At 45.2% G+C, this 23,851-nt stretch carries 23 protein-coding genes; 12 read left to right on the top strand and 11 right to left on the bottom strand.

Annotation, left to right across the window (positions count from 1 at the left end; genetic code table 11):
* Positions 1 to 40: 40 nt before the first annotated feature.
* Positions 41 to 904, top strand: coding sequence for a hypothetical protein (locus MCP_RS05040; protein WP_012899735.1), 864 nt, complete (start codon positions 41 to 43; stop codon positions 902 to 904).
* A 445-nt stretch (positions 905 to 1,349) separates the two neighbouring features.
* Here MCP_RS05040 and MCP_RS05035 read toward each other — a convergent pair whose 3' ends face one another.
* On the bottom strand, positions 1,350 to 1,889 hold the full coding sequence (locus MCP_RS05035) for a protein-tyrosine phosphatase family protein (protein WP_012899734.1): 540 nt from the start codon (positions 1,887 to 1,889) through the stop codon (positions 1,350 to 1,352).
* A gap of 10 nt (positions 1,890 to 1,899) precedes the next feature.
* On the bottom strand, positions 1,900 to 3,096 hold the full coding sequence (locus MCP_RS05030) for a WD40 repeat domain-containing protein (protein WP_012899733.1): 1,197 nt from the start codon (positions 3,094 to 3,096) through the stop codon (positions 1,900 to 1,902).
* A gap of 159 nt (positions 3,097 to 3,255) precedes the next feature.
* Here MCP_RS05030 and MCP_RS15335 point away from each other — a divergent pair, with 159 nt between their 5' ends.
* Entirely contained in the window at positions 3,256 to 3,444 is a 189-nt protein-coding gene (locus tag MCP_RS15335) for a hypothetical protein (protein WP_128859942.1), read from the top strand.
* Position 3,445: 1 nt separating this feature from the next.
* Here the strand turns inward: MCP_RS15335 and MCP_RS05025 are convergent, their stop codons facing one another.
* Positions 3,446 to 3,910 carry a hypothetical protein gene (locus tag MCP_RS05025; RefSeq protein ID WP_012899731.1) on the bottom strand — a complete coding sequence of 155 codons (465 nt, stop codon included), beginning with the start codon at positions 3,908 to 3,910 and terminating at the stop codon, positions 3,446 to 3,448.
* 151 nt (positions 3,911 to 4,061) lie between these two features.
* Here MCP_RS05025 and MCP_RS05020 point away from each other — a divergent pair, with 151 nt between their 5' ends.
* Positions 4,062 to 5,051, top strand: coding sequence for a pyridoxal-phosphate dependent enzyme (locus MCP_RS05020; RefSeq protein WP_012899730.1), 990 nt, complete (start codon positions 4,062 to 4,064; stop codon positions 5,049 to 5,051).
* Positions 5,052 to 5,055: 4 nt separating this feature from the next.
* On the opposite strand, the gene MCP_RS05015 is transcribed toward MCP_RS05020, so the two are convergent.
* The 4 genes from MCP_RS05015 to MCP_RS05000 are packed head-to-tail and all read right to left on the bottom strand — an operon-like array spanning position 5,056 to position 6,381.
* Positions 5,056 to 5,442, bottom strand: coding sequence for a Rieske (2Fe-2S) protein (locus MCP_RS05015; protein WP_012899729.1), 387 nt, complete (start codon positions 5,440 to 5,442; stop codon positions 5,056 to 5,058).
* Positions 5,439 to 5,786, bottom strand: coding sequence for a ferredoxin-thioredoxin reductase catalytic domain-containing protein (locus tag MCP_RS05010; RefSeq protein WP_012899728.1), 348 nt, complete (start codon positions 5,784 to 5,786; stop codon positions 5,439 to 5,441). The genes MCP_RS05015 and MCP_RS05010 overlap by 4 nt, the downstream gene beginning before the upstream one ends.
* The gene (locus MCP_RS05005) at positions 5,783 to 6,043 is read right to left on the bottom strand and encodes a glutaredoxin family protein (protein ID WP_012899727.1); all 261 of its coding nucleotides are present in this window, start codon (positions 6,041 to 6,043) and stop codon (positions 5,783 to 5,785) included. Before MCP_RS05005 ends, MCP_RS05010 begins: the two co-directional genes overlap by 4 nt.
* A complete protein-coding gene (locus tag MCP_RS05000; RefSeq protein WP_231845167.1) occupies positions 6,043 to 6,381 on the bottom strand; it encodes a Rieske (2Fe-2S) protein in 339 nt (112 codons plus the stop codon). Before MCP_RS05000 ends, MCP_RS05005 begins: the two co-directional genes overlap by 1 nt.
* Positions 6,382 to 6,463: 82 nt before the next feature.
* Between MCP_RS05000 and MCP_RS04995 the strand changes: the two genes are divergently transcribed.
* The gene (locus tag MCP_RS04995; RefSeq protein WP_158301445.1) at positions 6,464 to 7,039 is read left to right on the top strand and encodes a class I SAM-dependent methyltransferase; all 576 of its coding nucleotides are present in this window, start codon (positions 6,464 to 6,466) and stop codon (positions 7,037 to 7,039) included.
* Positions 7,040 to 7,041: 2 nt separating this feature from the next.
* Here the strand turns inward: MCP_RS04995 and MCP_RS04990 are convergent, their stop codons facing one another.
* Both MCP_RS04990 and glmS read right to left on the bottom strand, forming a co-directional pair.
* Positions 7,042 to 7,584, bottom strand: coding sequence for a GNAT family N-acetyltransferase (locus MCP_RS04990; RefSeq protein WP_012899724.1), 543 nt, complete (start codon positions 7,582 to 7,584; stop codon positions 7,042 to 7,044).
* Positions 7,585 to 8,214: 630 nt separating this feature from the next.
* Positions 8,215 to 10,041 (bottom strand): glutamine--fructose-6-phosphate transaminase (isomerizing), encoded by a 1,827-nt coding sequence (gene glmS / locus MCP_RS04985; RefSeq protein WP_012899723.1) that lies wholly within the window; start codon positions 10,039 to 10,041, stop codon positions 8,215 to 8,217.
* Between the two features lie 306 nt (positions 10,042 to 10,347).
* Here glmS and MCP_RS04980 point away from each other — a divergent pair, with 306 nt between their 5' ends.
* Positions 10,348 to 10,614, top strand: coding sequence for a hypothetical protein (locus MCP_RS04980; protein WP_128567045.1), 267 nt, complete (start codon positions 10,348 to 10,350; stop codon positions 10,612 to 10,614).
* Positions 10,615 to 11,339: 725 nt separating this feature from the next.
* Here MCP_RS04980 and MCP_RS04975 read toward each other — a convergent pair.
* A complete protein-coding gene (locus tag MCP_RS04975; RefSeq protein WP_012899721.1) occupies positions 11,340 to 12,734 on the bottom strand; it encodes a dihydrolipoyl dehydrogenase in 1,395 nt (464 codons plus the stop codon).
* A gap of 1,348 nt (positions 12,735 to 14,082) precedes the next feature.
* A complete protein-coding gene (locus MCP_RS15630; protein ID WP_158301444.1) occupies positions 14,083 to 14,238 on the bottom strand; it encodes a hypothetical protein in 156 nt (51 codons plus the stop codon).
* Positions 14,239 to 14,445: 207 nt separating this feature from the next.
* Here MCP_RS15630 and MCP_RS04970 point away from each other — a divergent pair, with 207 nt between their 5' ends.
* The 7 genes from MCP_RS04970 (at position 14,446) to MCP_RS04940 (ending at position 23,837) form a co-directional block, all read left to right on the top strand.
* The gene (locus MCP_RS04970) at positions 14,446 to 15,336 is read left to right on the top strand and encodes a hypothetical protein (protein ID WP_012899720.1); all 891 of its coding nucleotides are present in this window, start codon (positions 14,446 to 14,448) and stop codon (positions 15,334 to 15,336) included.
* Between the two features lie 111 nt (positions 15,337 to 15,447).
* Complete coding sequence (locus MCP_RS04965) at positions 15,448 to 17,697, top strand: McrB family protein (RefSeq protein ID WP_012899719.1); 2,250 nt, start codon at positions 15,448 to 15,450, stop codon at positions 17,695 to 17,697.
* A gap of 3 nt (positions 17,698 to 17,700) precedes the next feature.
* Positions 17,701 to 19,002, top strand: coding sequence for an McrC family protein (locus MCP_RS04960; protein WP_012899718.1), 1,302 nt, complete (start codon positions 17,701 to 17,703; stop codon positions 19,000 to 19,002).
* 156 nt (positions 19,003 to 19,158) lie between these two features.
* Positions 19,159 to 20,214, top strand: a complete 1,056-nt coding sequence (locus MCP_RS04955) for a DNA methyltransferase (protein ID WP_012899717.1) — start codon at positions 19,159 to 19,161, stop codon at positions 20,212 to 20,214.
* A gap of 3 nt (positions 20,215 to 20,217) precedes the next feature.
* Entirely contained in the window at positions 20,218 to 21,744 is a 1,527-nt protein-coding gene (locus tag MCP_RS04950) for a DNA methyltransferase (RefSeq protein WP_012899716.1), read from the top strand.
* Positions 21,728 to 22,807 (top strand): hypothetical protein, encoded by a 1,080-nt coding sequence (locus MCP_RS04945; RefSeq protein WP_012899715.1) that lies wholly within the window; start codon positions 21,728 to 21,730, stop codon positions 22,805 to 22,807. Before MCP_RS04950 ends, MCP_RS04945 begins: the two co-directional genes overlap by 17 nt.
* Before the next feature lies 1 nt (position 22,808).
* Positions 22,809 to 23,837, top strand: a complete 1,029-nt coding sequence (locus MCP_RS04940; protein WP_012899714.1) for a hypothetical protein — start codon at positions 22,809 to 22,811, stop codon at positions 23,835 to 23,837.
* Positions 23,838 to 23,851 lie beyond the last annotated feature (14 nt).

Raw genomic sequence — 23,851 nt, 5'->3', positions numbered from 1 at the left:
GGTTTATGAACCTTACCTCCGCTACTTTTATTTGATATCGATGACCGTCGAGGACATTTTGAAGCGCCGGTTCGCGGCTATCATTTTACAGGAGACGCCCTACGTACTAGAGGAGGCCCGCTTCGGCATGTTCGACATCGCCGCCTACGTGCCCGAGGACTCGGCCATCGAGGGGCTGGTTGAGAGCAAGAAGCTCAGCGCCGTCCGGGCCTGCAACCGCTACCAGCTGGACGGCACCTGCTCCGAGAAGAAGCGGGCTTTTCTGAGAAATTTTGAGCCCGTCTACGACGAGCAATGCCTGCTCCAGGGCTTCCGGGATATCGAGAAGGACATCCTGCTATCGGAAAAGGACTTCAACATGCTTATCGGGAGCAAGGATGTCGTGCGCCATGTCATCGCCTGCCGCGACGAGGAATGTGCCTACCTGGAAGAGCGGCTAAAGTGGGAGAGCGGGTTTCTGGCAGGTTACGGGCTCAGGCAGGGCCTCCACCTGTTCGAGTTCAAAAGTGATCACGATAATGTTAATCGATTTTTAGAGCAGCTCCCGCATTACGCCATGTTCGCCGACTACGTGTGGCTGGTTTTAGGTAGTGAACAGAAGGTGCCGAAATGGCTCCCATCGTACGTGGGCATCTACCAGGAAAGCGGCGAAGGGTTCACAAAGCTAAAAGAGAGCGAATACGTGGCCCGCACGCCCCCGCTCAGCAACTCCGTCCTCAGGGAAAGCGGCCTCGGCGAAGTGGATGACCGAACGCTCTACGATTTCATGAGAACGTGGTTCATCAACTCGGTCTTTTTCCGCAGCAACGGCATCGTCATACCCATGCAGGGCTTTGAAAAATTATTCAGGCCACGCCACGAGAACAAGCGAAGGATGGGCCGGCAGAAGACGTTCGATGATTAGAACTAGCGTCTGTACCATGTTTTTCGGTTAATTCGTAATTTCGGCAGTTATACTGACTTGCTCCTTTCCAGTTATGCCGTCTTTGAGTGGTCCAACCACAGGGGCACGGAGAGCGCAGAGCTTCACGGAGATTTTTTATAAGGGAGGCTCAGAGGGCACGGAGTACGGGTTTATACTTCCCTGAGGCACAGAGTCTAACGAGCCACCGTTAAGGATAAACCAATTCACGCATTCATCGATCGGCGATCACTCATCAATTGTTTATTGGTCAACCGAGCCTCCATTAACTCTGTGCCCCGGGAAAGCCAATAAACGGGCTCTGAGTCCTCTGTGCCTCAAATTATAAAAAAATCTCTGTGTAACTCCATGCACTCGGTGTCCCTGTGGTTAAGGACACTCAACGACGGTATACGGAAAAATGATGGGAATATAGAAAACGTAAAAATTATTGACGATTGGGGACAGTATCAAAATGGCGCACCATCTCGGTCTGCCAGGGCGCCTCGGGCCAGCCTCTCCGGCCCCGCTGCTTATTGACATAATCAAGGTATGCAATAACCTCGTCAGCGGAATACCCGCGGGAGCGTAGCACGCAGCCGATGACGGTGCCAGTGCGGCCGGTGCCGCCAACACAATGGACGGCCACGCCCTCGCCTTTATCCATACAGGCATTAATCGCAGAAACGGCATCGCGGACAAGCCTCTCGTTCATGGCCGGGTACAGCGGTTCATTGCCATGGTGCAGGTCCTCCATCTCGACCTTACAGAGCATGCGTAGCGGAGCAGGATTATAATCCACACGTTCGCAGCAGAGGCAGACCACATGGTGGAACCCGAGGTCATACAGCCGCCGCCACGGCATACGCATGGCCGGGTACGACATGCCCGCGAGGGGCGCAGGCTCTTTTAAAACCAGATAAAATAAACGCGGCGTCTCAAGGCCCTCGATCCGAAGCTCTTGAGACCGCTCCAGAATGCCTGCCACATTTACCCCATCACGGAGAGCCAGTACGACGCTGCATCATCTCGCAATAATTACACAGCGTCCGGCCCGACAGTATGGGAGCGCCGCACTTACGGCAGGTATTCACGCCGCCGTTGGGGGCGCCGGGATAGGCCGCCTGGCTGGCCTCAGGCCGGTAGCGCTTGTCCTCGTCGGCCTTGATCATCTTAGAGATCTTCACCTGCTCCCGGACCACGTACTCCAGGTACTTCGGGAGCGCGAACATGAACACGGTGTCGAGCGCGCCCACGGCGAGGTAGTCGCCCTCCGCGCTGCTCGCCGAGCACTCGGCCGGCCCGTCAAAGCGATAATTCAGCAGGGTCGAGCCTTTCTTGTTCAGGATATACACGGCCTTCTCGACGGTCGTAACGAATACGAGGCTGCCGTCTGGCGATACCTTCACGCTCGTGATGGGGCCGGGAACGGACTGCCTCCAGAGCAGGTGCCCGTTCTTCTCCGTATAATAAACAAAGCCGTTAGAGAAAGCGATAGCCACGTAGCGGCCGTCGTCGGTGACGGAGATGTCCAGGACCCGCTGCGAGTAGGTGTTGCTCGAAAGCTCTCCTCCCCGGTCACTGATCTGGTGGAACTCGTTATTATTAGACTCCAGCGCATAGCTGATCTCCCCGTCGACGGACGTGTAGACGAACACGACGGGCGACTGCGCCTGGAACTCCCAGCGAAGGCGGCCGTCGCGCGTGAGCATGTAGGCCTTATTCGTGTTGGCCCCGGCCATGACGAGGCTGCCGCTGCCCGAAATAGAGACTGAGTTGACCGGGCGCTGGCACTCCTTCGTCCACAGGACGTTACCCCGCTGGTCGAACGCTTTCACCAGCCCGTCCTCGGAGCCCGCGACGACGAGAGAGCCGTCGGGCGACATGTCGATCGTGTTGACGCGCCGGCTGAATCGGCTCGCCCACACCTCGTTGCCCCGCTTGTTGAAGAACGAGACCGTGTTGTCCTTCGAGTAGGAGGCAACGAAGCCCCCGTCGTCGGACACTTTCACGGACTGCACGTCATCCCCGGTGGTGCTCGCCCACAGGAGCTTGCCGCTGAAGTTCATCAGATAAACGTCGTGGTCCCCGGAGCCCGCCGCGACGAACGACGCGTCCGGCGTCATATAGAGTGCGGAGACCTTACCGTTGACCCCGCGCTTCCACTCGGGATTGAGTATTGATTCTGGCTGCATCCATGGTCCCCTTACCTTTTAGTGGATAATTATAGGAAAGTGCTTAATTATAAGGATAGTGGTTCCCGGCCGTGTTTAATATGGTTTGCATGCAGGGCCCTATTATCCACGACATATGGTTATGTAAATGCCCGTTCTAGAGTTTACCGGGGATGAGTGTTGAAGCTGAAGCTGGCCTTGATCGTTATCGTTATCGCTGCCGCGCTGCTGGTCTCGGGATGCTGTTGCTGCTGCATGCCCGGCCGGCATTATTATCGTGTGCCATATACTGCTTATGTACCGTGCCCGGTGAAAGTCGTGCAGGGGCCGACTGCGACGGTGGTGCCGCCACAGGCGCCGTTAAAATGAGCTACTGATACTCGAGGCTGATGTCGAAGACGGGGCCGTAGGCCTGGTCATTTATCAGATCCCGGCCGTTCTCGCAGGCTGTTATGACCTTGCCCTGAGATACGAGCATATCTACCGTGTGGTTGACGGGCACATGGTGCAGGCAGCCCGTTCCCGGCTCGACCTTATATTTTAGCGACTCGAAGTATATCGTTATGCTGTAATCGTTATTCCCTGTGTTATGAACGTCCGTGACTATTGTTTCGGGCTTGATGCGGTCGCCGAAGCACTTTTGCATGTTGACCCAGCTTATTGCGGATGACGTCGCGCCCTCGCTGCCGGTGACCGTGGCGTCGGCAGTCTGAATGGGCAGGCCGACGGTCTCATAGGCCAGGGAACCCGTGCAGAAGATGCTGACGATGATGACGAGACACGCGAAACGGTCGGGAAATCTGGACATGAATATTGAGAGGAAATCCTTGAACATTTTTTCACCTTATCAGGCAACCCGTTATCCCCGGGACAGGCTCAATATACCCGCCGATACGCTATATATTTCCTCATAGTTCCTGAACGCTCTTTTCACGGGCGCTCGCCGGTAAAAAATTTTATACCCTTTGCCGTATCATGAAGGAGATATGCGTTTTTCCTGCGGGCGGTGCGGTAAAAGCTATCCGATCGACGGCCTCGCCTATAAATGCAGCTGCGGCGGCCTATTTACGCTCCGGAAGGAAGGGAAAGAAAGCGTCGACCTGCCCGTATCGCTGGGAGAGACGAACACGCCGCTCCTGAGGAAGGAGATCTACGGCGCCCGAGTCTATTTTAAAATGGACCACCAGATGCCCACGGGCTCGTTCAAGGACCGGGGCTCCGTGGTGCTCGTCAATAAGCTGAAAGAGATGGGCATTGGCGAGGTGGTCGAGGATTCTTCCGGTAACGCCGGGGCCTCTATCGCGGCCTATTGTGCCGCGGCCGGGATCAAGTGCCATATCTATGTCCCGGAAAGTACGCCCGCGGCCAAGCTGAAGCAGATCAGCGCCTACGGCGCCGACATCGTGAAGGTCCCGGGGCCCAGGGAGAACGCTGCGAAAGCAGCGCAGGAGGCGGCGGGAAAAACGTACTACGCCTCTCATGTTTATAACCCCCTGTTCTTCGAGGGCACCAAGTCCATGGCCTATGAGACCTACGTGCAGATGGGCTTCCCGGATACCGTTTTCGTGCCCGCGGGCAACGGCACCATGCTCATCGGCGCCTACATCGGCTTTAAGGAACTGGGATTTTTACCGAGGCTGATCGCCGTGCAAAGCGAGAACTGCTGCCCCCTTTACAACAAGTTCTACGACCTGCCTGACGCAGAGCCAAAGCCGACCATCGCAGAGGGGATCGCCATCGCCCATCCGCCCAGGCTTGAAGAGATGGCCTCGGCCATAAGGGAGAGCGGTGGCAGCGTCATGACCGTATCGGACGACGAGATACGGGCTGCTAATGAAACGCTCCGGCACATGGGCATTTACGTTGAGGATACTTCGGCCGTCGTCGTCGCCGGCGCCCGGCGGCACTTCAAGAACGGCATCAACAATATGCGGAAAGTCGTCCTGCCGCTCACGGGCTCTGGACTTAAGACATAGTGGGTCAGATGTCCACCTTTATGGAGTCGCCCTCGACGATCGCCTTATAGGTCTTTATGTCACAGATCGTAGTGTGCTTTATTAAATCTTCGACCCAGCCCATGTAATTATCGACGGTGGACGACTGTATTGGAGCCCCTGGCATATAGTGGGGCACCATAGGGCACAGTGACTTCCCCGTGCGCACGTCGAAGGAGATGTTGTGCAGGCCGCACGTCAGTATGTACCCGTCCAGCGTGCCCATGTTCAGCGGGGCGTTCATGTGGCCGCACCGGCGGGAGACGGCGTAGTATTCGCCGTTCACGTTACACAGGCAAAGCTCCCTCTCCCCCGCTTTTACGAACATCATGCCGCCGGGCAGCACGTCCCCGACCTTAGCGATCTCGATCATTGCTTATCCCCCTCCAGCTCGGAAAGCGGTATCTGCTTCAGGCTGTTCGGGTCGGTGACGTCCTTATGGACGTAGAGCCCGCACCAGCACCGCTTCAAGGCGTCAAAGTGCTTGCGATGAAAAGGAATGCAGGGGCAGACGATCTTCATGTCCTCCTGGCGGATGCGCAGGAGAGCCTGGCAGGGACAGTACGGGATGCCCCACCTGTCCTCGAGCTTTACCTCCTGCTCTAACAGGAACTCCACCATCTCCTCATCGGGCGTGAACTTGTAGCCCAGCTTATCCACGATGGGCTCGAAGAAGTGGCGCAGTGCGTTCTTTCGTGTTTCAAGGTCCGCGGTCATTTGCCTCCAGCCTCCTTCAGTATCTGCTCGTATTTATCGGGATCGTAGCCCTGGATGACCCTGTCGCCGATGACGACATACGGGAACGATATGTCGCTGGTGTGCTTTCGCATGTCGGCCACAATGCGGTCCTGCTCGTCGGTGTCGGCCAGGTCGTAGTCGACGAAGTCGAAGGGTATCTGCCGGTCCCTGAAGAACTGCTTGGTCTTCCGGCACCAGGGGCAGGTACTAAGGGTATACATGGACACTCTGGGCATCAGGGCTGGCCTCCCACGTTGATGAAGATCTTGCCTTCCTCAATTTTTGATTCAAAGACCGGGAGCCTGATTTCAGGAGCATTAAAGAACTGGCCCGTCCTAATGTCGTAAAGCCAGTCGTGGCACGGGCATTTGAGCATGAAGCCGAAGAGCGAGCCGCCGGACAGCGCACAGGCCATGTGTGCGCACTTATTCGAGAGGGCGTAGATCCGCCCCTCTTTTTTTATAAGGAGCACTGGCAGCCCTTTCGGGAAAGTGGCGGCCATGGAGTTCTCCTTGAGCTTCTTATCTTCCATGGCGAAGACCCATTGGGGGCCTTGCTGTTGAGAAATGACCATAGTAATTATTTTAATCTTTATATTTATTAAAAGTTGTCCCGTACCAAAAATGTTAACAGGCGACATGCTAATTCAGGAAATCATGTCGTTCCATGAGCCATCACGCCTGGAAGTCGCCCTTACCAGGCTGATAATGACGATCATCGAAGGCCCTTTCTATAAGAGATACGTGGCGGACATGGGCCTGATGGGCGGGGAGAACGTGCTGGAGTTCGGCCCGGGGTCCGGCAAGATGTCGAAATATATCGCCGGGTCATTGCCCCGCGGCAGCCTTACGATCGTGGACCTTTCCAGGGTCTGGATCGGCGAGGTAAAAAAGATGATGGCTAAATACCCGAACGTGAGCTTCCACCAGGGCAGGATCACGGAGTTGCCTATCCCGGACGGCGCCTTCGACGTCGTCGTCGCAAGCTTCGTCATCCACGACGTGGACGAGGAAGAGAGGCAGAAAGTCGTAGATTCGCTGGCCTCTAAAGTGAAAAAGGGAGGGCGGATGTTCATCCGTGACCCGGAGCTGAACGGCCGCAGCGGGCATGGCATAACCAGGGCTGACCTGCACAAGGTAATGCAAAATTCGGGATTAAAAGAAGTATCCTTTGAGAGGGTCAAGCCTTTTTATATGGGCCCGCTAAACCAGGGCGTATATGTAAAGGAGTAGGACTATTTTTTAGACAGCAACCATTTTTCTCTCATTATCGAGTACCTTATCGTGCCGTTCTCGAAGCCCCTGCCCGCATACTCGAAGCCGCACTTCTCCAGGAGGCGTATGGAGGCCCGGTTATTGCCGTGCGTCTCGGCCACGATACGCTGCACGCCGGGATTCGCGAAGGCCCAGTTTACGAGAGCGCTGACAGCCTCGGAGCCGTAGCCCTTACGCTGATAGGGCTCCAGCATAGAATAGCCGATCATGACCTCGCCATTGAAGGGGGCTCCGGTGAACCCGCCCGAGCCGATAAGCGTGCGCTCGCCATCCTCGACGAGCACCCAGTACCAGTTGAGCCACACGGCGAGCCCGGGATGCTTCATGGCGCGGGTAAAAAATTCTTCTACAGCGTCCCGCCAGATCTCCGGCGGCCAGCCCTCGATGACCTTTGCCTCTAACGCGGCCGAGAGGGCTTCTCTGCCTTCCATATCGGCCTTTAATATCTCAGAAGAGCCCGAAATAAGCTCCAGGTGGGCGGTACGTATCCTTAGCTCTGCCATAGCTTCCCACATAAATAGACCTGTTAGCTTATATGAATTATGCCAGCAGAAAAATAGTAAATAAAAAAAGGCTCTTGTGCATTTTTGGGATCGTAATTGTTGTAGCTGATCCCCATGCTCTTTTACGTTATGCGGTCGTTGAGTGTCCTCAACCACAGGGGCACGGAGAGCGCAGAGTTCACAGAGATTTCTTATAGATGGAGACTCAGAGGGCACGGAGGACGGGTTTATAATATGCCTGGGGCACAGAGTTGAAGGAGGCATAGCTGATGATAAACCGGTCCAGGTGGAAAACTGTTATCAAATAATCATGTGGTAATTGTTTATTCGTCAACCGTGCCCCAATAAACTCTGTGCCCCGGGTAAGCCAATAAACCGGGCTCTGTGCTCTCCGTGGCCTCAAATTATTAAAAAATAACTCTGTGAAACTCCGTGAGCTCTGTGCCCCTGTGGTTGGACCACTCAACGAAGGCATAACGAGAAAAGGATAAAAATGTTAATCCCAAAACCGCGGAAGAGTCAAAAAAAAAGAAAAGAGCAGCAAAAGCTGCTCTGGCCTGTAAATCATTGTAATGATCTCATAATTCCTTCACAGATCACCTCCATAGGATGTGGTATATGGTGAAAAGATCATTCTACAGTGACCGATTTCGCCAGGTTCCTGGGCTTATCGATCGGGCATCCGCGGTACAATGCCGTATAGTAGGAGAGCAGCTGTAGTACGACCGACGAGAGTATGGGCGAAGTGAACTCGCACGCGTCCGGCACCCGGACCACGAGCTTGGTCAGCCGGCCGATGCTGTCGTCGCTCTCGCTGGCAACGGCCAGGACTACGGCGTCTCTGGCCATGATCTCCTTGATGTTGCTGATCGTCTTATCGTATGTCGGCGAGCGGGTCGCGATGGCCACGACCGGGACCTGGGTCGTAATTAGCGCGATGGGGCCGTGCTTGAGCTCTCCCGCCGCGAAGCCTTCGGAGAACACGTAGGCGATCTCCTTGATCTTGAGCGAGCCCTCCAGGGCTACCGGGTAGTTCATGTTCCGCCCGATGAAGAAGAACGAGCCCGAATTCGAGAACAGCTTTGACAGCTCTTTGATGTACGACTCCTGCTCCATGACCTGCTGGACTTTCTGGGGGACGCTCTTCAGGGAGACGATCATCTGCTTCAGCTCCTGCGGGGCCACGGTGTCCCGCTGCTTGCTCAGGTAGAGGGCGAGCAGGTACAGGATCATGACCTGGGATGTGAACGTCTTCGTCGCCGCCACGCCGATCTCCGGGCCGGCATGCATGTAAATGGTGCTGGGGGCCTCGCGCGTGATGGTGCTCCCGAAGACGTTGGTGATGGCGATGACATGGATGCCTTTTTGCACCGCGTCCTTAACGGCGGCGATGGTATCCGCGGTCTCCCCCGACTGGGATATGGCAATGATGAGCGCGTCCTGCGTCAGGCGCCGGGCCGCATACCGGAACTCCGAGCCGATCTCGACGCTCACCGGCAGGTCCGTCAAACGCTCGATGGCATATTTACCCAGGAGCCCGGCATGGTATGACGTGCCGCAGGCTACGATGATGATACGCTTGAACTGGTTGACCTGCTCCTTCGTGAGGCCCAGCTCGGGCAGGTCGATGGTGCCCTTGAGGGCGTCGACTCTCGAGATCATCGCATCGTTAAGCGACTTAGGCTGCTCGTGGATCTCCTTGAGCATGTAGTGGGCATAGCCGCAGACGCCCGCCTCCTCCGTATTCCACTCCATGACCTGGGGAGTGCGGACGACCCTGATGCCGTTGAAGTCGGAGATATAGACGCCTGACTTTGTGATGATGCCGATGTCCCCGTCCTTGAGGTAGAGCACCTGTTTCGTGTGCTTCGCGAAGGCCGTGGAGTCCGAGGCGACGAAGTACTGGCCTTCGCCGATGCCGATGACGAGCGGGCTGTCCTTCTTGACCGCAAAGAGCTTTTCGGGCTCGTCCTCGTTCACGATGAGCAGGGCGAACGAGCCGGTGAGCTTTCTCACGGTCTCAAGGATGGCGGCCATCGTGTCCCCCTCGTAGTGCTCCTCGATGAGGTGGGCGATGACCTCCGTATCCGTCTCGGATACGAAGCGGTGGCCGTTACGGATGAGCTTTTCCTTTAACTCCTGGTAGTTCTCGATGATGCCGTTATGGGCTACGGCGATACGATGGGTACAGTCCTGGTGCGGGTGGGCGTTCACGTCGGAGGGCTTTCCATGTGTCGCCCACCTCGTATGGCCGATGCCCGAACAGGCATAAATGGACGAGGGCACGATCTCCTTGAGCTTTGAGATCATCTCGGTGGTCTTGATGACCTTCATGGCGTCCGGGCATGCCAGTGCCAGTCCGGCGGAATCGTAGCCGCGGTATTCGAGCATACTGAGCGAATCAATGAGCATATCCCTTGTGTTACCATTACCAACATATCCAACGATGCCACACATAGTTGTCCGACCAAGAGTTTATCAATAGTAGCCGTGCGAACGAGTGGCATGGTAAGCGTCGTTGATGGTAACGGTTAAGTCACCCGGACTTGCCCGCCAGATCGTAAGCCTGCTATAGTTCCAACTCTAATGGGTACTATTTTATACGCATGATTATATTAAATTCTATAAATAAGAATGATATTATTATAAAATAGGTTATTTTTTAGCGGATTAATTAGCATGTGGTTGTGGGGTAATTTTTGCCGTGTTATGCCCGCCATAGTATTTTTTTGGGGCCGTTTGAGATGTTCATGGGGTGTGTATATGCCGGAAGAAAAGGACGTGGATAAGAACGTTTATTCGACGAAGAAGCCTGGAAAGGATATTTACGAGGGTATCGAGAGCCATCGTGAGAGTGAGATGGGCGAGGAGCGTGAGGGCGGGCCGACTGCCCCGATGCGTGATCTGAGGGGTCCCGTTGTGCTGTCGTCGTCGACGTACACGTCGGAAGATGAGTCTTTTGATAGTGCGGAGAGGAAGTCTCCCGAGGATAAAAAGAAGGGGAGCGAGGACTCCAAGCTAGGCAAATAATACTGTTCTCAAAGGATTGCCGCCCATTATTTACCATGTTGCCCTTAGACGCTGATTTGTTTGGTCAGTAACACGAACCTCTCCAAAGGAATTAAACCACTAATTTTCTTTTATAATTTTTACTCACTAAATCTCTGAGCATCGAACTCACCGTCAACGCACGAACTCTCTAATCCACAGGGCAGTGCTCGAATTCTCGAAGACTCTAACCCGAAACGAAGGCTCAAAAGCTCGAATGCACGTTCGAAACGCTAAACGACATAGCACTAACTCTCTAAGGCTCGGCTAAATCGCCAACGCCACTAATACCCAAAAGTACTGGGGAACGACCGGGCTTTTAGAGTGTTCGTGCTCCAACGTTTAGCGTTTCAAACGTGTTTTAGAGACTTAGAGACTTCGTTTCGGGTTAGCGCGTTAGAGACTTAGAGCACTGCCCTGTGGATTAGAGAGTTCGGGCATTGACGGTGTTCTAGAGCATTCGAGGCTTCGTGAGAAAAATCTAAAAAAAGATTCGTGGTTTAATTCCTTTGGAGAGGTTCGTGATACCGACCGAACAAATCAACGCCCACAGGTACCACGGATAGGCCATGGCGAATGTTATCAATCGGAAGGACCGGCGTGAGTCGAACACAGGAGAAATAGTTAAAAAGAGCAAGCATGGTACTACTGGCTTTCGAGGTAAGAAACCAAATGGCTGTATTTACAAATCCCAATCTTAAATAAAATTAGTTTGTATTATGGTGATGCTCAGGGTGCTCCAGGTTACCGAACGCCCTCCCCAGCACCTCGCTGATCGCCGGGTGGATGATCTGCCCCCGGACAACGGGCGTGTAATCCTGTTCGCGGGTGTTCATGAGCCATACGACCTGCTGCACGATCTCGGGCGCGAACTCCCCCACGACGGAGCAGCCGAGTATTTTCCCAGTTCCCTCTTCGGTAACGACTTTGACAAAGCCGTCCTGCGCGTTGAGCGCATAGCCCTTGGCCGTGTCCGTGTATCTGGCACGGCCGACCAGTATTTTCTTCCCTGCGGCCACCGCTTCGGCCTCTTTCATGCCCACGTGGGCGGCCTGCGGGTGCGTGAAGACCGCGTTGGGCACGGCATGAAAGTCGACGGCGGTCTTTAAGAGGGAGAGCAGGTTGATTGATACGACGTCGGCCTCGTAGTTGGCCGTGTGGCGGAACATGTAGCGGCCGATGGCATCGCCGAAAGCGTAAATGCCGGGCTTGTTCGTTTCCAGGTGCTCGTTGACAATGATGAAGCCTTTTTTGTCGGTCGCGACCCCGGATTTTTCGGGCTTGAGCAGGTCGGAGTTGGAGCGGCGGCCGCCGGCGAGCATGACCTCCTCAGCCTCGATGCGGACTTCTTTGCCGTCTTTCATGCTGCGGGCGATGACGGCCTTCTTGTTGCCGCTTTTTTCTACTCGCGTCACTTCGTGGCCGACCATGAGGTCCATGTAGCGTGGTAAGGCTTTCGTGATCGCAGCGCTGACCTCGGGGTCCTCGTTGTCGAGGACGACCGGCGGGCGGCCGATGAGAGTAACTTTTGTACCCATGGCGGAGAAGAAGTGGCCGTACTCGCAGCCGATGTAGCCGGCGCCGATGATGGCAAGGCTTTCGGGGAGCTTTTTGAGATCTAGCAGGGTGATGTTATCGATGTATCCTGTTTCTTTTAGGCCCGGGATAGGAGGGACCGCCGGCCTGCTGCCCGAGGCGATGACGATCTTCGGGGCCATGATGGTCTCTTCGCCGACCTTGAGCGTGTAGTCGCCGATAAATTCGCCCACGACCGGGTAGAATGAGAGGTTTTTGGAGGCTTTTATCTCTTCCAGCATGTGCTTATGCTCGTCCTCCTGGAGAGCCCGGAAACGACCGAGGATGGACGGGAAGTCTACTTTAGTAACTTCCCCTTCGACGCCTATTGCCTTTGCATCCTGGAAGCTGCGGATGATGTCCGCGGGAGTGATCAGTATCTTCGAGGGGATGCAGCCGTTGTTGAGGCAGGTGCCGCCGAGGGGGCCCTTTTCCACGAGGGCGACGCGCTTGCCTTTGGCCAGGGCGTTATCGACGACGATAAATCCCGCGCCGGAGCCGATGACGATGACGTCGAAAGAGAGCATAATAATTAGTCTATTATGTGCAAATAAATAAATTATTAACACTTATTTGCCGGATATTATCTATTGCACGTTCTCATGGAGTATATTGGCAATTGGTAAAATATGATAAATAAAATTCTACTCTGGGCCGCCCACCCACGTACAGTAAGCGGCCCACAGTAGAGGAGGTATAATGCACTTTCGTTTTTAATTCTGAGGTGAAATTTTGATCGTAAGGGTTTGGCCGAGGAATTAAGATCGTACAGGCCGTTTATCAGTAGTTGCCCGATTGTGGGCGATTATGACACCTTTTATATTAGCTATCGATTTGTTTTGCCTGCTTATGCCCCGTTAGTTCCCCGGCCAGGGGATGGAGTGTAGATTGTTTGCTACACAAGATATATTTGTTCTAGTGCTTAATAAATTTTTCGATTAAATGGATAGAATTTATTATATTTGTGATTTTTATTGTAAGTTTTTACTTTTTTTCGATTACTGATAGAACAAATTATTCTGGCATATTGTATTAAGGAGTTTAAAAATCGTAATGTGGATTTTCATAAGTTAATAAAAAGTCCCCGGGATAGGCCGCCCGGAGGCAGTTCCCGGGCGACTCTATTCTTAGGAGGTATAGCACCGTTCGGTTATTTTGAGTTGGTTTGTTTTTTATGTGAGTATTGGCTCATCCACCCTGAGGAGGGGGTAAGCGAGTAAGTGATTGGTACAGTGGATATATTTGTTCAAGTGCTTAATAAGTTTTTCTATGTATCATAGAGAATATATTTTATAATAGGCAATTATGCGAAAATGTTTCTTTGTTTTTTGGATAAATAGAAAATAATATTCCTGCTTTATAGTTAAAGCACCTAGTTGGCCTGTATATGGTTTGCGATGCACGTACAGCCCCCGGTTTGGTAACACGAAGACCCAAAATTTTTTATTAGATTTTACGAACACTAAATCGTGAAGACACTGTAAACACTATTAAACCATGAAAACTCAAAGGCCCCTATTAAGCGAATTAAAACACCAAGTCCACAGCTATTAAGACACGAACGAATGACGTAAGTCACGAAGTGCCACAAAAATAAGACAAATATATCAACTATTGTTATAGCGAGCGACGTTAATGTAAAAATGCATAGGGAAATGATGACAGTGTCTCTGATGTTCTGTATTTTTTTTCTATATTCTCCATCATTTCCCTATGCATTCGTGGCGTGTCATAGCACACAGGGACATGGAGTTCACTAAGTTACACAGAGATTTCCTATGAAAGATTCTCGAAAAGAGGAGATATCAAAGGATATTTTCAATTTCGAGAAATTTTCATCTATTATGCACGAGCCCCAGGCTCATACGCGTTTTTTTAAAAAAGGGAGGGCTCAGAGGCCACGGAGGACGGGTTTATAACTTTCCTGGGGCCCTCGACATCGGCGTTGGCCTCTTCCTTGTTCCTGCTGGCAGTATCCAGCAGAGTTTTGTCCGGATGCCTGGCTTCGGCGGACTCGATGTAGCCGACCATGTTATCTCAATAGGAGATATAGGCGAGTTGCGCTCTCTTAATCTCTGTGTGGTAGGTTCGGATGTTCGTTATGGAGTCGTCCGAGTACTCCTTCGAGCATTTTAATATGATAATATAATTATCCATCGATTAAAATTTGTGATAATAAATAAAATATTGCCATAAAATCTAATTATCTTTAATTATCTACGTATCGATAACTTTTTTATGTCTCAATTAGCAAATGCTAATTTAATTTATGTAAAGGGTTCGAAAATCCTAATTAAAGATAATCCATTATTTGATGAATTTTGGGTAAGAGATCTTATTGCTAATGATCCATCAATCCTTGGCCTCGGTGAACTTATATTAAAAGATAAAGAGAGAATGCAACCAAAAGCTGGTAGGCTAGACCTTCTCTTTGAAGATGCGGATAATAATAAAAGATATGAAGTCGAGCTTATGCTTGGCAAAATCGATGAAAGTCACATAATTAGAGCCATTGAATATTGGGATATTGAGCAAAATAGATACAGAGATTACGATCACTGTGCAGTAATTGTGGCTGAAGATATAACATCCAGATTTTTAAATGTAATATCTCTTTTAAATGGAGCTATACCAATTATAGCATTACAATTAAACGCTATTCAAATAGGTAATACATTAACGTTAAATTTTACAAAAGTATTAGATGAAGCTTCTTTAGGTACTGATGAAGAAGATAATGAAAAAGGCGAACCTGTTGATAGGTCTTATTGGGAGGATAAAAGCTCGTTAACTTCAATGAAATTAGTGGATCAATGTTATGAAATATTAAAGGAAATTGATCAAAATTTGACATTAAAATATAATGTCTATTACATTGGATTAACGCAGAATAATAGGGCTAATAATTTTGTAGCGTTTATACCTATGAGAAGGTTCTTAAGAGTCCATATCCGTTCATCTGATTTAGAGGTATTAAAAAGTAAGTTTAATAATAGTAACATAGATGTATTAGGGATTGATAGACAAAGAGCAGTCCTACGATTGAACATCGACGAAGGGATGTTTGAGGGTAATAGAGAAGTGATTAAATCAGTTTTTGCAGATGCATATCGAGAATATGTTAGATAATCATCATTTTTTTATTTTATTTCAATTACATATAATGCAATAGCAAGAGTATATTAATTGGCGAATAATTCATCTACCTATAATTCCTATTATGTTAAGGGCGTGACGTATTTGGTATTAGATAGCAAAATGCAAACTGATTTACTACAATTTTATGAAGAGAGTGTGAGAAAAGGTGATTTACAGTCTCTAACGTCAATCAATAATAATCTTAGCAATTTTCGTAAAAAATTCAACCCCGAGGTTCTTGCCAGTTTAGATGGGAAAGCACTCCTTGAGTACATGCATGGCAAGAACAGCCGTGACAGCTTGGCATACTGGTTAGAATTCAAGAATGACGAGGAGTTCGAAACAAATATTTTCGGTAGTATTGGTGGTGGTAGCGCATTAAAATTCTATATTTATCAGAGCAGGAAAGGGGATTGGGTTACTGGATCGCCGCAAAAGCAAAAAATTATTACCGAGGATGAGGCGATAAGGATCGCCAGGGGCCAGCGTGAAGAGCTTTTAGAGTGTTCCAAACTTATGGGCGATCTGCCAGAGAATGCTAGCGATGCGGAGTACGAGGAGCTCCAGAAAAAATTATTAAATGTGAAGCGCATGGATCCTGCTTTCGCCTATTTTAGCCAGGTCTCCTGGGGCCATAAATATCTTAGCCTACTATATCCAAGTAAGCTGGATGATTTCCACAATGCTAATTATCAGAGGTTTTATTTAAGAAAAGCTTTGGTTATGCCGCCTGAGGGCGTTGGAAGGTTTATTTGTGCCGGGAAATATGTTGCCATGGCCAAAGAACTAGGTATGCCAATCATCTATTTAACGACAATCCTGAGGCTGAAATATGGGCGACCATATAATTACTGGAGGATAAGTATCAACGATGATGGTCCGGGGAAAAAACAATGGGAATGGATGCGGAGTAACAACAGTATAGCTATTAGTTGGTCTGATATTGGAGATATATCCCAAACCCCTGATTCACGATCAGGATTGGATAGTATCAAAAAATCTATTGAGTCACAGTACTCTTTATCTCCACCTGCATCTACAAAAGCCGCACAACAGGTCTTCTACTTTGCTAACAGGATTAACGAGGGCGATTTAGTGCTTATAACATCTGGATATCATATTCTCGGAGCGGGTAATGTTATTGGGAATTATTCTTATGTCCCATCCTATGAACTATCCCATCAACTACCGGTAGAATGGCTTTCCCTGAACGACGAGGAAGCGATGGGTATAGAGGATACTGACTTGCCTGTATATCAAATAACCAGTCAAGGTACTTTAATGACTGTTGAAAAATATCTTAACAAACCTTATGTAGCACCCCAACCTCCTCTGCCAATACTCACAGGTATCATAAGTAGAATCCAGTCTGTGTTAGAACGTAAAAGCCAGGTCATTCTGTATGGACCTCCAGGCACAGGAAAAACATATTGGGCGGAGAAGGCTGCCAAGGAATTAGCATCCCGATCAGCATTCAATAAATCTTTTAAAGATCTTACCGAAGAGGAGAAACGGGTGATCGAGGGTGACAAAAATAAAAGCGGCTTAGTAAGGATGTGTACATTCCACCCATCATTTGGTTATGAGGACTTCATCGAAGGATACCGTTCCATGGTAGAGAATGGCCAAATGGTCTTTAATGTAGAGGATGGAATCTTCAAGAAATTATGTGCCGAAGCCGCCAGTAGCATCCATAATTATTACCTGATTATTGATGAATTCAACCGGGGTGATACTCCCCGCATTTTTGGCGAATTGATGACTATAATGGAGAAGGACAAGAGGAATAAGCCTGTATTACTCCCATTAAGTGGGAATGCCTTACGTGTCCCACCTAACGTGTTTATCATTGGCACTATGAACACCGCTGACAAATCTATCTCATTGCTTGACGCAGCCCTGCGGAGACGCTTTGGGTTCGTGGAACTAATGCCAGATTACGATATACTCGGCAATGCTCAAATAAATGGTATACCCCTTGGCGCATGGCTAGATGCAATAAATAGCAGTATCCTTGATAATGTAGGACCTGACGCACGAAACCTCTTGATTGGACACACTTACCTTCTCGAAAATGGACAACCGTTGAAAGATTTTTCCAAATTCTGTCGCGTGCTTCGCGACGACATTATACCATTGCTTGAGGAATATTGTTATGAAGACTATGATAAACTGGGGAAAATTCTCGGCACGACCATAATCGATGTCAAGCAACAGCGAATCAATGATGGCTTGTTCGATCCATCAAAATGGGATAACCTTGTGGATGCCCTATTGGTCAATTATCCGGATATTACCAAATCACCTCAAGCGCATGATTCTACCGGTGAGGAAGAGCAACTAACTGGATAGTCTATGCAAGAAATACATTTAAAAGAATGGGAAACTGTACACCCAAATAAAGTAAGTAAGACCAGAGGAATATTCCTCGAAGGCGATAGCACCAACAAGTTAGCAAACAGGCTGAGCGACTCAGGAGTATTAAAGGTTTATGGGCTTAAAGACGGCTTATTCCTGAGTACTACATCATACGTGGGGAAAATTGTTCTTGGAGATATTCAAATTTCCATAAAACCAAAAATAGAAGGAGATAGCCTTTTACGATTGCTAAGATACGCATATAGCCTTGAAGACCTTGACCTTTATAAAAATACGGAGTATAGCACTGGAAAAATGAATTTCCACGATTTGCTCTTGTACCAACTCTCAATAGAAGCTAACATATTGATATCCAGAGGACTCCATAAAAAATACAAGCCTACAGATTCTGAGCTCAAAATACCTCGCGGAATTCTCAATATACAGAGGATAGCAAGACGAGGCGGCATAAGCAAGCAAAGCCTTCCGTGTAAATATTACCCAAGATCAGATGACAATACTATGAACAGGGTGCTCCTTGCAGGGCTGATTATGGGCTCTAATTTGACAAGTAGCCAGAAGTTAAAGGGCAGGCTACGGCGATTGTCATTTATCCTTCGAGAAACTGTCAGTCCTGTAAAGTTAAATTGGGAGATGATGAGTGTAGTTGATATGGATATGAGCCGTTTAACAAGGGCTTACCAACCATCTATAAGCATTATAAAAATGCTTATGTCATCGCAGGGTATAGATTTGGAACAAAAGGATGGCATGAATCTGCCAGGTTTCTTGTTCGATATGAACCATTTTTTTCAGGTCCTCATATCTAGATACCTGCACGATTATCTCCACGATTACAAGGTATATGACGAGCCCCCATTAAAGGGACTTATGGCCTATGATAATAATTATAATCCATTGAAACGGAGACCACCACACCTATATCCGGATTTCATAGTAAGGGACAATATGAATAAGGTGGTAGCAATTCTGGACACCAAATACAGGGACCTTTGGAAGCTACCATTGCCGCGGGAAATGCTATATCAACTTTCCATATATGCCCAGAGCCGTAACCTGGGAGAGAACTCTACTATATTATATCCTACGACAGATAATGTTAGTTCTGAGAATAATGAACAACGGATTAATTTATATGATCCTATACGTGGTGGTGTGCGGGCTCAAGTAGTACTTAGACCAGTGGACATAAACCGTATGGATAAATTACTTTGCATGCAAGGAATCGGTTGTGAAAGAAAGCGAGCCGAGTTTGCCTACGAATTAGTTTTTGGATGAAGTTGATATTAGATCCATTCTATAAGAACAGTTATTAGAGAAGATAATTTTAAGTCAGTTCCATATTAGTTACACCTCGCATATACAAAAGACATAAATTCTATTAATCTGATTAGAGAGGATAAGGTATTACGTCTAAAGATTAGCAGGGGTCTTATGCAAAAAAAATTAATTTCAGATGTACAAGAATATTATTTCTATTATAAGAATAATAAATCAATCGTTCCTTGTCTAGATGACAAATCTAATGAAAAAGCTAAATTAATGCTAAATAATATATATAATAATTATAAAGATAATATCCCTAAAAGGTTCATTAGTCAATGGGATAAAGTCAAACTATATGATCCAAATGGAAATATAGACTCTGCTCATGCTATTATACTGGATATAGACCAAGGCGCTTATGATATTAAAAATTCATTAAATTATTTGACGGGTAAAGAATGGACAAAATTTACATGCAGTTGGTTCGTTTTCAACGCTTTACAAAAAGATTTAAAAGAAGAGCAAGAAATTTGCGAAAATTGTGTTGATCATCCTGCAACGTATTCCCCTACAATGATCGAAGACTTCATACTTTTTTTTACGAAGGAAGGCATGAAGGTAATTGATCCTTTTGCTGGTATAGGAAGTACGTTAGTTGCATGTAAGAGAACGAATAGAATTGGATATGGTACTGAGTTAAATAAAAAATATTATGATATTATTTTAAAGCGCGTACCTGAATTCTATAAAAATATATACAACGCAGATGCAAGAAATATTAAAGAATTATATAATGATGAACAATTTAATTTTTGTATATCTTCCCCACCATATTGGGATGTTTTAAACAGGAGTACAGATGGATTTAAAAAAACAAGGGAAGGCAACGGACTCGATGTTAAGTATTCCGATTTATCCAATGATCTTGGCAATATCGCTGATTATGACCAATTCGTGGGTGAATTAACAAAAATTTATTTAGATATATTTGATAAGCTTGTAAAAGGAGCTTATATTGTTATTATCGTTAAAAACATTAAGAAAGGGGGTAAGTTATACCCGCTTGCATGGGACCTTGCTAAGTCATTGTCTAATAAATATGTACTTAAAGATGAGAAGATTTGGATACAGGATAAAATACAATTATCACCATATGGATACCCCTATAGTTGGGCTAGTAATATTTTGCACCATTACTGCATCATATTAAAGAAAGAGGTATAAAGCTTGGCTACATCAAGTGATTTTTCAAAAATATATAAAATCCATAAATATTGGGCAAGAAAGCCATGGAGGCCAATTAATAAATTAATTACAACTAATTCTAAAGAAAGAGATATAGTTGTTGACTTATTTGTCGGTAGTGGTGTTACAGCTTTAGAATCTATATCACAAAATAGGAATTTTATTGGATATGATTTAAATCCGATAGCCATTTTTATCACGGAAAATACAATCACATGCGATTTCAATGAAGATGAATTTATTGATGAATTAGGGTTAATAAAAGGAGAACTAGAGCCTTTATTTAATCAATTATATGCTGTAGTAGATAAATGTGTTTATTGTGGAAAGAATCTAGTAATTGACCACATAAACATTGGGCCTAAGTTTAAAGGTAAAGAGTCTGGTGTATTTTATTGTTATAACTGCGGTAAAACAAAAATAAAAAGAGAATTAACAAATCAAGAGAAAGATCAATTAAATATTGTGTATGAGATTGACAAATGGGTTCCAGAAAATAATTTTCCGTTAAAGTTTTATAAAGATAGATTTTCTTATAAAGGTGTCCGAAAAATAACTGATATATTTACTAATAAAAACCTATATGCCTTATCGGAATTATTGCATTGCATAAAGAGCAATAATCTAAAATATGAAAAGTTATTTTTATTAGCATTTTCAAATACCTTGCTTCATACAAGTAAACTGAAAAGTGAAAACGTCCGACCATTAGGTGTTAATAACTATTGGATACCTGATGATTATTTTGAAGAGAATGTTTGGATGAGATATTTGGATAGGGTAAATTTAGTAATAAAATCTAAAAAATTATTAAAATCTAAAATAAAGAAAAAAATTGGCGATTATAAATTTTTTAATCAATCTTCATTTAATACTGGACTAGAGGATGAATCAGTTGATTATATCATTACGGATCCGCCATATGGTGAAGCAATCCAATATTCCGAGCTATCGCTAGTATGGAATTCGTGGTTAGGTTTAAACTATGATAATAGGGAAGAAGTTATTATAAATCCTGTACAAGATAAAGGTAAAAAAGAGTTTATAAAACTTCTTGAAATGTCACTAAAAGAAGGTAGGCGAATCTTAAAAAATGGAAAAAAGTTTACGATTTGTTTCCATAATAAAGAATTCGATATTTGGCAAGATGTATTAAGTGTTTTTAAAAGGAATGGATTCAAATTAATAAATATTAATATTGAAAGTACAGTGAGTAATTCATATAATATTAATTGGTCGGAATTTTCACCAAAATCGGATTTATACTTAACATTCGAAAGAGGAGAATATTTTGGGCATACATATAACAAGCAATATTCATTAGAATCATTATTAGAAGACATAATTAATAAAAGTAATATAGATGACTGCCCAAAAATATATGATATGCTTGTATCAAAATTACTGATTGAGTTATACTATAATGAATATAAGATTAATTTAGATGGTTTATCTATAAAGAAGTTAAATAAAATTATGGGTGAAATAAAAAGTGGAAATCAATGCTGATAAATTTATTAAAATAATGAAAGAAAATTTTAATTTTAAAATAGTTAATACTGAATTAGGGCCCGGTATTAAAATGGATAAATTTTCTGCATTTATTTTTTCATCTATAACAGGTGCTGGTTACCTAGACAATCCAGTCTTTCCATTTACACCTAAAGGGCTTACTAAACTATTTTATAACTCTCTAGATTATAAATTTGTTACCGGATTATTTGATAATACTACATTAAAAAATACCCCATATAACTTGTACCTAGGAAGAAAATACTTGTTTAATAATGACAAGATAATAGTTCCGGTAGAATTTAATAGAGAATTAGAGCTTCAGAATAAATTAAAGACTTTTTACGAAAAAATAGGAGTTAATTCTACTGATTACATCATACAAAGAATAGAAAAATCTAAAAACGGAAATGGCATGGAACCATTTTTAGAATATTTAACATGTGAATATTTTAAAAAGGAAAAATATATCGTGGAAACACAGATCCCACTAAGCCATTCTTATGGAACCCCCGACTTTGGAGGGTATAGATCTATAAAATATAATAACTTTATAAATACTTATCATATTCCTCTTAATTGTATTAACATTTTAGAACTATCACTAATTAGACTTGGTTTTAAAAATTTATGTAATGAATATATAATAGAAGATAATAATTTTATAGTTGGTGAAGCTAAGACAAGTACAAAAGAAATGACAAAACAATTAGATAAATACCTAAGTACTGGACTATTTTGTAAAGGTTATGAAATTTATACTTCAAAAATCAAACTGTCAAAGAAATTTTACGGATTAATTTATATAGATAATAACTATAAATTAAAAGCTATAGAACCAACTGAAAATTTTATCATCGATGAAAAATATCATCGTAAATACGATGACTGGATATCAAATTATTTTAAATATTATTTAATAGCCAATTTAACAAATGATGAATTCAATGATTTTTATATTGAATATAATCATAAGAAAATATCTTCAACATGGGATATAGTACAATTTATCAATAGATTAACGTATAAAGAGATAATAGATATGATACCAAGGTTATAACATGTCTTTATCGAGTGATGAAATTATTAAAAGAGAAATTATTGATAAGTTAGGGTACACAATTAATGGATTAGATTTGAGAATATTTCCGGAATCTAGCAACGATGATATGAGACTATTTTGTGATGACGGATTGACCTTTGGGGTAGATAGGACTGCTTATGGTTCATGTGATGCTTGTTGGACTATAAAAGAAAATTGGATATGTAAATATAATGGTAAAAAGGTAAATACTCGGCCCATAATAGCTTTAGAAGGTACGGATGCATTAAATAGAGGGTCGTCTGGAAACGCTCAATATCAGAGGTTTCATCATGCATTAGGTGCAGTTAAAAATGGGATCATTGGAATATATTATTTAAGAAAAGGTAAAAATAAAATACAAGAAGATTTATTTGGTATGGCATATTTTGCATCGTTATATGAGAACGGTACTTACCTTATCATTGATGATTTATCTGAACTTAAAGATTTAATATATGCAATTCATGACAAAGAAAAATTGAATTTATTTATTAATAACAAATTAAAATCTATGTATACGATATTTGAAATCAAATTTAAAAATACTTATCATAATAGTTGGGAAAATTTTGCCAAAGAAAGATCAACAGTATTAAAAAATGGGTACGTAATAAAATTAACTGGTAGAAATAAAAGGAACTTTACAGAATCCTCTCAAAGAGCAGGTCATATAGCAGTTGGCGAAATGTATCTTACTAAGTATTATTTCTTATCACAAAAATCATATAAAAAAGCCTATTATTTATGGCCTCGAATGACTAGACAAGATATAAATTATTTAGATAAAAATAAGTCTACTGATAAAGAATGGCGTATTTTAAGAAATGAACCTAATATAGAGATTATTACAATTGATGATTTGATTGGTGTCCCTAATCACGTAAGGGATGAGTTTATAAGAGTTAAAGATTATCCACTTAAAGGTGAAGCTTATACTATTTATAATTCATATAAAGAATTATTAATGAGGGGTTTAGAAAGCGGAGTAATATCAATAAATAAATAATTTAATTTACTATT

This window comes from Methanocella paludicola SANAE, from assembly GCF_000011005.1.
In the GTDB taxonomy this organism is placed as follows: Archaea; Halobacteriota; Methanocellia; order Methanocellales; family Methanocellaceae; genus Methanocella; species Methanocella paludicola.
This window is presented reverse-complemented; position numbering and strand designations above follow the sequence as displayed.